Annotated in this window: 9 protein-coding genes; 7 read left to right on the top strand and 2 right to left on the bottom strand. The window is 60.9% G+C overall.

Features of this window, described 5'->3' with window-relative positions:
* Positions 1 to 9 precede the first annotated feature (9 nt).
* Both rnhA and L8I05_RS08965 read right to left on the bottom strand, forming a co-directional pair.
* Entirely contained in the window at positions 10 to 462 is a 453-nt protein-coding gene (rnhA, locus tag L8I05_RS08960; protein ID WP_029291380.1) for a ribonuclease HI, read from the bottom strand.
* An 86-nt stretch (positions 463 to 548) separates the two neighbouring features.
* Entirely contained in the window at positions 549 to 1,307 is a 759-nt protein-coding gene (locus L8I05_RS08965) for a methyltransferase domain-containing protein (protein WP_242168370.1), read from the bottom strand.
* A gap of 65 nt (positions 1,308 to 1,372) precedes the next feature.
* Here L8I05_RS08965 and gloB point away from each other — a divergent pair, with 65 nt between their 5' ends.
* The 7 genes from gloB (at position 1,373) to L8I05_RS09000 (ending at position 11,255) form a co-directional block, all read left to right on the top strand.
* Positions 1,373 to 2,140: a hydroxyacylglutathione hydrolase gene (gene gloB / locus L8I05_RS08970; RefSeq protein WP_242168372.1), complete on the top strand. Its 768-nt coding sequence runs from the start codon at positions 1,373 to 1,375 to the stop codon at positions 2,138 to 2,140.
* 98 nt (positions 2,141 to 2,238) lie between these two features.
* On the top strand, positions 2,239 to 3,651 hold the full coding sequence (locus L8I05_RS08975) for a transglycosylase SLT domain-containing protein (RefSeq protein WP_177015754.1): 1,413 nt from the start codon (positions 2,239 to 2,241) through the stop codon (positions 3,649 to 3,651).
* A gap of 241 nt (positions 3,652 to 3,892) precedes the next feature.
* Positions 3,893 to 5,722 carry an extracellular solute-binding protein gene (locus L8I05_RS08980; protein ID WP_242168375.1) on the top strand — a complete coding sequence of 610 codons (1,830 nt, stop codon included), beginning with the start codon at positions 3,893 to 3,895 and terminating at the stop codon, positions 5,720 to 5,722.
* Entirely contained in the window at positions 5,719 to 7,551 is a 1,833-nt protein-coding gene (locus tag L8I05_RS08985) for an extracellular solute-binding protein (protein WP_242168377.1), read from the top strand. Before L8I05_RS08980 ends, L8I05_RS08985 begins: the two co-directional genes overlap by 4 nt.
* The gene (locus tag L8I05_RS08990) at positions 7,552 to 8,625 is read left to right on the top strand and encodes a microcin C ABC transporter permease YejB (RefSeq protein WP_159955785.1); all 1,074 of its coding nucleotides are present in this window, start codon (positions 7,552 to 7,554) and stop codon (positions 8,623 to 8,625) included.
* A 1-nt stretch (position 8,626) separates the two neighbouring features.
* Positions 8,627 to 9,646, top strand: a complete 1,020-nt coding sequence (locus L8I05_RS08995) for an ABC transporter permease (RefSeq protein ID WP_242168378.1) — start codon at positions 8,627 to 8,629, stop codon at positions 9,644 to 9,646.
* 1 nt (position 9,647) lies between these two features.
* On the top strand, positions 9,648 to 11,255 hold the full coding sequence (locus L8I05_RS09000; protein WP_242168380.1) for an ABC transporter ATP-binding protein: 1,608 nt from the start codon (positions 9,648 to 9,650) through the stop codon (positions 11,253 to 11,255).
* The last annotated feature ends 73 nt before the right edge of the window (positions 11,256 to 11,328 follow it).

Below are 11,328 nucleotides of genomic sequence, written 5' to 3' on the forward strand. Positions count from 1 at the left end.
TCAGCGGACTCAGCTTTGTTTGTAGCCTCGCACTTCGTCCACACCGCGATTGGCCAACTGGTCGGCACGCTCGTTGCCAGGGTGACCAATGTGGCCGCGCACCCATTTCCAGGTGATGTTATGGCGGTTGCATTGCTCATCGAGCAGTTGCCACAGGTCGGCATTTTTCACCGGTTCCTTGGCCGCAGTTTTCCAGCCGCGCTTTTTCCAGTTGACCATCCACTCGTTGATGCCCTTCATCACGTATTGCGAGTCGGTCACCAACAGCACGTCACAGCGGCGCTTGAGTTCCTCGAGGCCACGAATGGCGCCCATCAGCTCCATGCGGTTGTTGGTGGTGTTGGCTTCGCCGCCCCACAACTCCTTCTCCACGCCCTTGCATACCAGCAAGGCGCCCCAGCCGCCGGGGCCAGGGTTGCCCTTGCAGGCGCCATCGGTGAAGAGTTCTACGCTATCGGTCATCGGTTACATCCATCAAAACGGGCTGGCGGCAATGGGCCGACAGAATCCCTGGGCCGAAAGACTCGGCCGGTAATCAAAAAGAGGTTTTACGGTTCGCTTTGCTTGCGATTGACCTTGGCCATCGGCATCGGCACCAGCTTGCCCATCGGCTGGCGCAGCACCTGACGCACCGGCCGCAGCCCGACCACGATCTTGCGCGCCACCAATAAATAGAAGCCGCCACCCGACAGTTGCCAAGCCCCCGCACGGCGTTCCCAGCCAGCCAGGCGGCCTTGCCACTTGGTCGACGCAAGCGGCGGACGATAGCACCCGAAGCGGCGTTTCTCCAGCGCAAAGCCCAGTAGGTTCAGCCAGTCGCCCACCCGCGAGGGCGAGATGCAGCGCGCCTGGCGCAGGCCGTCATGGGCGAACACATGCCGAAGGCCCCAGCTGCTCCAGGGGTTGATGCCGATAATCAGCAAATGGCCACCAGGGCGCACACTGCTGGCGGCTTCGCGCAGCAACCCGTGGGGCGACAGGCAAAAATCCAGGCCATGCTGCAACACCACCACGTCGGCGGCGTGCTCGCTCAACGGCCAGGCCTGCTCCTCGCAGACAATCTCGACGCCCGGCAACGGCGCGCCCAGGCGCACGTTACGCTGCACCTGCGGCGCGGACGGCGGCGTCTGCGCCGAGGGGCCGTAATGCACCAGGTAGCCGCCAAAGAACCGGCCCAGCTCGTCTTCGAGCATTTGCCTTTCTTCATCCAGCAGAAATTGCCCGATCGGCCCGGACAGCCATTCACGGGCTGCGCTGATCAGGGCCAGCCACTCAGGATCGGCCTGGGCGAACGCTTTATCAGTCATTGCATTCTCCAACTCGCCTAGACGTTCTAAGATGCACCAATGTGTTCAGCTTGGCGAATCGAAGAATGATACAGATCACTGCCCTACCCGCCTTCACCGACAACTACATCTGGTTGTTGCAGGACCCGAACACCCAACGCTGCGCCGTGGTCGATCCCGGCGATGCCGCGCCGGTGCTGGCCTGGCTCAAGCAGAACCCGCAGTGGGCGCTCAGCGACATCCTGGTCACCCACCATCACCATGATCATGTCGGCGGCGTCGAGCAACTGAAAAGTGTGACAAATGCCAAGGTCTACGGCCCGGCGAATGAAAACATCCCGGCGCGTGACGTGGCCCTGCACGATAACGACCGCATCAGCGTGCTGGGCTGGGACTTCGACGTTTATAGCGTACCCGGCCATACCCTCGGCCACATCGCCTTTTATCACCAGGGCGTGCTGTTGTGTGGTGACACCCTGTTCGCCGCCGGTTGCGGCCGCTTGTTCGAGGGCACGCCGGAACAGATGCACACCTCACTGGAACGCCTCGCCGCCCTGCCGGCCGAGACCTTGGTGTACTGCACTCACGAGTACACACAAAGTAACCTCAAATTTGCCCAGGCCGTGGAGCCGGATAACGCCGATATCGCCGAACGCGTCGAGCACGTCAAGCAACTGCGCGCCCGTGGCGAGATGACGCTGCCGTCCAACCTGGCCCTTGAAAAACGTACTAACCCTTTTCTACGCACCGCCGAAACATCCGTTAAACAAAAAGCGGACGAACGGAATGGGCGCGATAACCGCTCTGGGGCCGAGGTGTTTGCTAGCTTGAGGGCGTGGAAAGATAAGTTCTAAGCGGATGCAATCTGATACGGATTTTCTGAATGGTTGACCGCAACCAAAGCGCTTTCTAGAATCGCCCGACATTTTTGCCCGGAACTTACTTCCAGCCAATGTCGTCATCTATTCGTAAATCCATCTCTTCAGACGCATTGACCCGCCTGGCTCAAGCCGTGGCGGTGGCTGTGTCCGCTACTCTGGCGGGCTGCCAATCGACTCATTTCGCTGCACAATCCACCGTGCAACCCAAACCCAATCTTGCCGCCAAGATCAAGCAAAAACCTATTTGGCTCTCAGAGAAGCCCAGCCCCGAAGTCCCCCAGGATGTCTGGGAACGCATGCGACGGGGCTTTCAATTGCAGGACGGCCTGGGCGTCAACCCGCGCATCGAGCAACAGCGTTTGTGGTTCGCCAGCAACCCGTCCTTTCTGGAGAACGCCGGAGAACGCGGCAGCCTCTACATTCATTACATCGTCGAACGCCTTGAAGAACGCAACATGCCCCTGGAGCTGGCGCTGCTGCCAGTGATTGAAAGTGCCTACAACCCAATGGCCTATTCGCGCAGCGATGCGGTCGGCTTGTGGCAGTTCATTCCCTCCACCGGGCGCTACTTCAACCTGCGCCAGACCCGCGCCTACGACGGCCGCCGCGATATCACCGCCTCCACCACCGCCGCCCTGGACTACCTGACGCGTCTGCATGACATGTTCAACGGCGACTGGCTGCTGGCCCTGGCGGCCTATAACGCCGGCGAAGGCACGGTCAGCCGGGCCATCGAGCGTAACGAGAAGCTCGGCCTGCCCACCGATTACTGGAACCTGCCGCTGCCCCAGGAAACCAAGGACTACGTGCCCAAGTTCCTGGCGCTGTCCCAGGTGGTACTGGCCCCCGAGGCCTACGGCGTCAACCTGAGCCCGATCGCCAACACGCCGTACTTCGAAGTGGTTGAAGTCAAGCAAAGCATGGACCTGTCACGGGTTGCCGCGCTGGCTGAAATCGATGAAGACGAACTGTTCCAGCTCAACCCCGCCCTGAAACAACGCACCACCCTCGACGGCCCCCAGCATTTGCTGGTGCCGAGTTCCAAGGCGCAGTTGCTCACCAGCACCCTTTCGACGATGAAGCCGGAAGAATTGCTGGCGATGCGCCCGAAAAAGCAGGTGTTCGACGAAGTCGAGACCGCGCGGGTGGCTGGGCGTACGCGCAATTACAAGGTGCGTACGGGCGACAACCTCACGCTGATCGCCAAGGCGAACAAGGTCGACGTGCATGACCTGCAGCGCTGGAACAAGCTCAACGGCCAGGCGCTCAAGGTTGGCCAGACCCTGGTGATGCAGGACACGCGCAAGCTGGTGGCCAAGGCCGACAGCAAGAAGCCGGTGCAGTACAAGGTCAAGAAAGGCGACTCGCTGTACATTGTCGCCAAGCGTTTCAACGTTGAGATGCAACATCTCAAGCGCTGGAACCCGCGCACTGGCCAGGCACTCAAGCCAGGGCAGATGCTGGTGGTTTCCGGGCCACGCTAAGGCAAATTCGATGCATGGGCAGGCTTGTGTGGGAGCTGGCTTGCCTGCGATGCAAACACCTCGGTGTATCAGTGACACCGAGCCGATGCTATCGCAGGCAAGCCAGCTCCCACATTTGATTGACCCCAGGCTCAAGACCTTGCCAGCCCTCGGTCAGCCTCTGAAACAACCTTTTTCCAACCGGAACAAGCTGTTACTGTACCGATCATAAAGCCCAAGCCGCCTGGATCGGATCTCTGACTTGAAGCGTCCCCTCCTTCTACTAATAAGTCTGGCCTTGAGCTTTGCAGCGAACGCGACGATTACCGAGAGCCACGGTTATACGCAGTTCGGCAGGCTCAAGTACCCGGCAAAATTCACCCACTTTGATTGGGTAAACCCTGCAGCGCCAAAAGGCGGGACATTGCGGGTCATGGCCTTTGGCACCTTCGATACGCTCAACCCCTACACCTTCAAGGGCTCCAGCCCGGTTTCCACCCCCAATTTCCTGCAATACGGCGTCAACGAGCTGAACGAGCCGTTGATGGTCGGCACCGGCCAGTACGCGCCGTCCGGCGATGAGCCCACCTCCAGCTACGGGCTGATTGCCCAGTCGGTGGAGTACAGCGAGGATCGCAGTTGGGTGGTGTTCAACCTGCGCCCCGAAGCGCGTTTCCACGATGGCAAGCCGATCACCGCCTATGACGTGGCGTTCTCCTATCGCACCCTGCTGACCGAAGGCCACCCGCAGTACCGCACCAACCTGCAGGAAGTGGCGCGGGTCGACATCCTCAACCGCCACCGTATCCGCTTTGTGTTCAAGCGCGCCGGCAACCCGCTGCTGATCCTGCGCCTGGGCGAGCTGCCAGTATTGCCCCAGCATTACTGGAAAAACCGCGACTTCAAGGCCACCACCTTCGAACCCCCTTTGGGCAGCGGGCCGTATCGCATCACCAAGGTCACGCCTGGCCGGCAATTGGTGTTCGAACGGGTCAAGGATTACTGGGGCAAGGACCTGCCGGTCAACCAGGGTTTCTATAACTACGACAAGGTCGAAGTGGAGTTCTACCGCGACAGCGACGTGGCCTTCGAAGCCTTCAAGGCCGGCGAATTCGACATCTACATCGAGCACCAGGCCAAGAACTGGGCCACCGGCTATAACTTCCCGGCGGTCAACCGTGGCGATGTCATCAAGGCGCAGATCGCCCACCAGATCCCGACCCAGAGCCAGGGCCTGTTCATGAACACGCGGCGACCGACCTTCGCCCAGACCAAGGTGCGCGAAGCACTGGGGTTGATGTTCGACTTTGAATGGACCAACCGCACCCTGTTCAGCAGCGCCTATAAACGCACCTTGAGTTATTACCCCAACAGCGAGTTCTCGGCGACGGGCGTGCCGGTAGGCCATGAATGGCTGATGCTCTCGCCGTACCGCGACCAGTTGCCGGCCAACCTGTTCACCCAGCCGTTCAGCCTGCCGCAGACCGACGGTCGCGGCATCCCGCGCGACACCATGCGCCGCGCCCTGGCGTTGCTGGGCGAAGCCGGCTGGAAACTGTCGGGGCAGCGCCTGCTCAACAGTGACGGGCAACCGCTGCGATTCGAAATTCTGCTGGTCAACCCGAACCTGGAGCGCATCCTGCAGCCGTATGTCGAGAACCTGATCAGCATCGGCATCGACGCGCGCCTGCGCACGGTTGATCGCGCGCAATACAAGCAGCGCCTGGATCAGTTCGACTTCGACATGATCCTGATCACCCTCAACCAGACCTTGAGCCCCGGCCTTGAACAGTGGCAGTACTTCCACTCAAGCCAGGCCAACATCAAGGGCAGCAAGAACTACGCCGGCATCGCCAACCCGGTGGTCGACCGCCTGCTGGACCAACTGCTGGCGGCGCAAACCCGCGAAGAGCAACTGGCCGCCGGCCGCGCCCTCGACCGCGTGTTGCTGTGGCAGCACTACAGTATTCCCAACTGGTACCTCAACTATCATCGCTTGGCGTACCGCAACCGGTTCGCCTTTGTCACCACGCCGCCCTACAGCCTGGGCCTGAGCGCGTGGTGGCTGAAAGCTTCGGAGAAAGCCCAATGATGTATTTGCGCTACGCGTTACTGAGCAGCCTGTTGCTGTGCAGCGCGGCCAATGCCGCGCCGCAACATGCGCTGACCCTGTACAACGAGCCACCCAAGTACCCCGCCGACTTCAAGCACTTCGACTACGTAAACCCCGACGCGCCCAAGGGCGGCACCTTCCGCGAATCCAGCATGGGCGGCTTCGACAGCCTCAACCCGTACATCAGCAAAGGCGTGCCGGCAGACAATCTGCCGCTGATCTACGACACCCTGGCCATGCAAAGCCTGGACGAACCGATCACCGAATACGGCCTGGTGGCCGGCAAGATCGAAAAAGCCCCGGACAACAGCTGGGTGCGTTTCTACCTGCGCCCCGAAGCGCGTTTTCACGATGGCCACCCGATCCGCGCCGAAGACGTGGTGTTCACCTTCCAGGCACTGATCAAGGACGGCTCGCCGCTGTACCGCACCTACTACGCCGACGTCGACGAAGTGGTGGCCGAAGACCCGCTGCGGGTACTGTTCAAGTTCAAGCGCACCAACAACCGCGAATTACCGCTGATCCTCGGCCAACTGCCGGTATTGCCCAAGCATTGGTGGGCCACCCGCGACTTCGCCAAGGGCAACCTGGAAATACCGCTGGGCAGCGGGCCGTATAAGGTCGCCGAGGTCAAGCCTGGGCGCATGGTGCGCTATGAGCGGGTCAAGGATTACTGGGCCAAGGACCTGCCGGTCACCCAAGGCTTCTACAATTTCGACAACCGCATCACCGACTATTACCGCGACAGCACGGTGTCGCTGGAAGCGCTGAAGGCCGGGCAATTCGACTACTGGCTGGAGTTCAGCGCGAAGAACTGGGCCAACGCCTACAACATCCCGGCGGTCGCCCAGGGCCGGTTGATCAAGGAGGAAATCCCCAACGGCAACCCCACCGGCATGCAGGGCTTTGTGTTCAATACGCGCAAGCCGATGTTCCAGGACGTGCGCGTGCGCAAGGCCATCAGCCTGTTGCTGGATTTCGAGTGGAGCAACAAACAGCTGTTCAACGGCGCCTACACGCGCACCCGCAGTTACTTTGAAAACTCGGAAATGGCCGCCACCGGCCTGCCCGGCCCCGACGAACTGGCGATTCTGGAGCCGTTTCGCGACAAGATCCCGCCCGAAGTCTTCACCCAGGCGTTTGAGCCGGCCAAGACCGACGGCAGCGGCATGATCCGCACCCAGCAGCGCGAGGCCTACCAACTGCTGCAAGCCGCCGGCTGGAGGATCGTCGATGACAAGATGGTCGACACCACCGGCAAACCGGTGACCATCGAGTTCCTGCTGGCCCAGACCGAATTCGAACGCATCCTGCTGCCGTTCAAGCGCAACCTGGCGGACCTGGGCATCAACCTGGTGATCCGCCGTGTTGACGTGTCGCAGTACATCAACCGCCTGCGCTCGCGCGACTTTGACATGCTGGTGGGCAGCTTCCCGCAATCGACCTCGCCGGGTAACGAACAACGCGAATTCTGGTCCTCTTCCAGCGCCGACAAGCCCGGCAGCCGCAACTACATGGGGCTAAAGGACCCGGCCGTCGACCAACTGGTTGAAGAGCTGATCGACGCCAACTCGCGTAAAAGCCTGATCGCCCACGCCAAGGCCCTGGATCGTGTGCTGCAGTTCGGCTACTACGTGATCCCCAACTGGCACATCAAGACCTTCCGCGTGGCGTATTGGGACCATCTCGGCCATCCGAAGGTCTCGCCGCTGTACGACGTCGGCACCTCCACCTGGTGGGCCAAGCCCGATGTAAAACCTGCCGTCACCCTGGACACGAGCGCCGATCCGGCGAGCGGAGGCGATTAAATGCTGGCTTATATTGTTCGCCGCCTGTTGCTGATAATCCCCACGCTGTTCGGGATTTTGCTGATCAACTTCATCATCATCCAGGCCGCGCCCGGTGGCCCGGTGGAACAGATGATCGCCAAGCTCGAAGGCTTTGACGGCGCCACCAGCCGCATCGCCGGTGGCGGTGCCGAGGTCTCGGTGGCCGGCTCCAGCTACCGGGGCGCCCAAGGCCTGGACCCGGCCTTGATCAAGGAAATCGAGAAGATGTACGGCTTCGACAAATCGGCGCCGGAACGCTTGTGGATCATGGTCAAGAACTACGCCCGCCTGGATTTCGGCGACAGCTTCTTTCGCGACGCCAAGGTCATCGACCTGATCAAGGAAAAAATGCCGGTGTCCATCTCCCTCGGGTTATGGAGCACGCTGATCATGTACCTGGTGTCGATCCCGCTGGGCATCGCCAAGGCCACGCGCCACGGCAGCCACTTCGACGTGTGGACCAGCTCGGCAATCATCGTCGGCTACGCGATCCCGGCGTTCCTGTTTGCGATCCTGCTGATCGTGGTATTTGCCGGTGGCAGTTACCTCGACTGGTTCCCGTTGCGCGGGCTCACCTCGAACAATTTCGATGAGCTGAGTTGGAGCGGCAAGATCCTCGATTACTTCTGGCACCTCGCGCTGCCCGTCACTGCGCTGGTGATCGGCAACTTCGCGACCATGACGCTGCTGACCAAAAACAGTTTTCTCGACGAGATCAACAAACAATACGTGGTCACCGCCAAAGCCAAGGGCCTGACCAACCACCGCGTGCTCTACGGCCATGTGTTCCGCAACGCGATGCTGCTGGTGATCGCCGGCTTCCCCTCGGCGTTTATCGGGATTTTCTTCACCGGCTCGTTGCTGGTGGAAGTGATCTTCTCCCTCGACGGCCTCGGCCTGATGAGCTTTGAAGCAGCGATCAACCGTGATTACCCGGTGGTGTTCGGCACGCTGTTTATCTTCACCCTGCTGGGGCTGATCGTGAAACTGATCGGCGACCTCACCTACACCCTGGTCGATCCGCGTATCGACTTCGCCAGCCGGGAGCATTGAGATGAACCTGTCCCCCCTCAATCGCCGTCGGTTCGAGCGCTTCAAGGCCAACAAGCGTGGCTGGTGGTCGCTGTGGCTGTTCCTGGTCCTGTTCGTGCTCAGCCTGGGCGCGGAGTTGATCGCCAACGACAAACCGCTGGCCGTGCACTTCGACGGCGACTGGTATTTCCCGGCACTCAAGCGCTACCCGGAAACCGCGTTTGGCGGCGAATTCCCGCTGGAGGCCAACTACAAGAGCCCGTATATCCAGGAACTGCTCAAGGCCAAGGACGCCTGGACGCTGTGGGCGCCGATCCCGTTCAGCTACCAGAGCATCAACTACGACCTGAAAGTACCCGCACCCGCACCGCCTTCGAGCGTCAACCTGCTGGGCACCGATGACCAGGGCCGCGATGTATTGGCGCGGGTGATTTACGGCTTTCGTGTGTCGGTGCTGTTCGCCCTGACCCTCACCGTACTCAGCTCGATCATCGGCGTGATCGCCGGTGCGCTGCAGGGCTTTTATGGCGGCTGGGTCGACCTCGCCGGGCAACGTTTCCTGGAAATCTGGTCCGGCTTGCCGGTGCTCTACCTGCTGATCATCCTCGCCAGTTTTGTGCAGCCCAACTTCTGGTGGCTGCTGGGGATCATGTTGCTGTTTTCGTGGATGAGCCTGGTCGACGTAGTGCGCGCCGAGTTCCTGCGCGGGCGCAACCTCGAATACGTGCGCGCGGCCCGTGCGCTGGGCATGCAGAACGGCGCAATCATGTTCCGGCACATCCTGCCCAATGCCATGGTCTCGACCATGACCTTCATGCCGTTCATTCTCACCGGCGCCATCGGCACCCTCACCGCCCTGGATTTTCTCGGCTTCGGCTTGCCGGCCGGCTCACCGTCGCTGGGCGAACTGGTGGCCCAGGGCAAATCCAACCTGCAAGCGCCCTGGTTGGGTATCAGTGCCTTTGCCGTGCTGGCGATCATGTTGAGTTTGCTGGTGTTTATCGGCGAGTCCGCTCGCGATGCCTTCGACCCGAGGAAATGACATGAATCAGGACAATCTGATCGAAGTCCGCGACCTCTGCGTCGAGTTCGTTACCGGCGAGCACCACCACCGCGTGGTCAACAACGTCAGCTTCGATATCAAGCGCGGCGAAACCCTGGCCCTGGTCGGCGAAAGCGGCTCGGGTAAATCCGTCACCGCCCACTCGATCCTGCGCCTGCTGCCCTACCCGCTGGCACGCCACCCGGCGGGCACCATCAGCTATTCCGGGCAAGACCTGCTGACCCTTAAAGAAAAAACCCTCCGGCATATTCGCGGCAACCGCATTGCGATGATCTTCCAGGAGCCGATGACCTCGCTGAACCCGCTGCACACCATCGAAAAGCAGATCAACGAAGTACTCGGCCTGCACAAAGGGCTGACCGGCAAGGTCGCGACCCGGCGCACCCTGGAACTGCTCGAACTGGTCGGTATTCCCGAGCCGCACAAGCGCCTCAAGGCCTTGCCCCACGAACTCTCCGGTGGCCAGCGCCAGCGGGTGATGATCGCCATGGCCCTGGCCAACGAGCCGGAACTGTTGATCGCGGATGAGCCGACCACGGCCCTCGACGTCACGGTGCAGCTGAAGATTCTGGAATTGCTCAAGGAATTGCAGGCGCGGCTGGGCATGGCGCTGCTGCTGATCAGCCATGACTTGAACCTGGTGCGGCGCATCGCCCATCGCGTGTGCGTGATGCAGAAGGGTTGCATCGTCGAGCAGGCGGCGTGCGAGACGCTGTTCCAGGCGCCGCAGCATCCGTATACCCAGGAGCTGCTGGCGGCGGAACCCAGCGGTGGGCCGGCGAGCAACGAGGTCGGGCCGCCGTTGCTGGAAGTGGATGACTTGAAGGTGTGGTTTCCGATCAAGAAAGGCTTTTTGCGTAACACCGTGGATTACGTCAAGGCGGTGGATGGCATTAATTTCAGCCTGCCCCAGGGGCAGACGCTGGGCATCGTGGGTGAGAGTGGCTCGGGTAAATCGACGCTGGGCCTGGCGATTTTGCGGTTGATCGCCAGCAAGGGCGGGATTCGTTTTGAGGGCCAGCAGTTGGACCGACTGACCCAGCAGCAGGTGCGGCCGTTGCGGCGGGAAATGCAGGTGGTATTTCAGGACCCGTTTGGCAGTTTGAGCCCGCGGATGAGTGTCAGTGAGATTGTTGGCGAGGGGTTGCGGATTCACAAGATGGGCACGCCTGTTGAACAGGAGGCCGCGATTATTGCGGCGCTGCGTGAGGTGGGGCTGGATCCGGAATCGCGACATCGTTACCCGCATGAGTTTTCCGGGGGGCAGCGCCAGCGCATCGCCATCGCCCGGGCGCTGGTGCTCAAGCCACGCTTGATTTTGCTGGATGAGCCGACCTCGGCGCTGGACCGTACGGTGCAGCGGCAGGTGGTGGAGTTGTTGCGCAGTTTGCAGGCCAAGTACAACCTCACCTATTTGTTTATCAGCCATGATTTGGCGGTAGTGAAGGCGTTGAGTCACCAGTTGATGGTGGTCAAGCATGGGCAGGTGGTGGAACAGGGGGAGGCTTCGGCGATTTTTGCTGAGCCGCGGCATGCTTATACGCGGCAGTTGTTGGAGGCGGCGTTTTTGGTGCCTGTTGGTGTTTGACCGTGTACATATCCGTTTTTGCGGTAACGGCTTCTAATGGTTCCGCCCTTACGGCGGGTCACTTTGGAAAAGC

The sequence above is a fragment of the Pseudomonas sp. MONT-RG-20F-20-E-7-02 genome (assembly GCF_022662395.1).
GTDB lineage: Bacteria > Pseudomonadota > Gammaproteobacteria > Pseudomonadales > Pseudomonadaceae > Aquipseudomonas.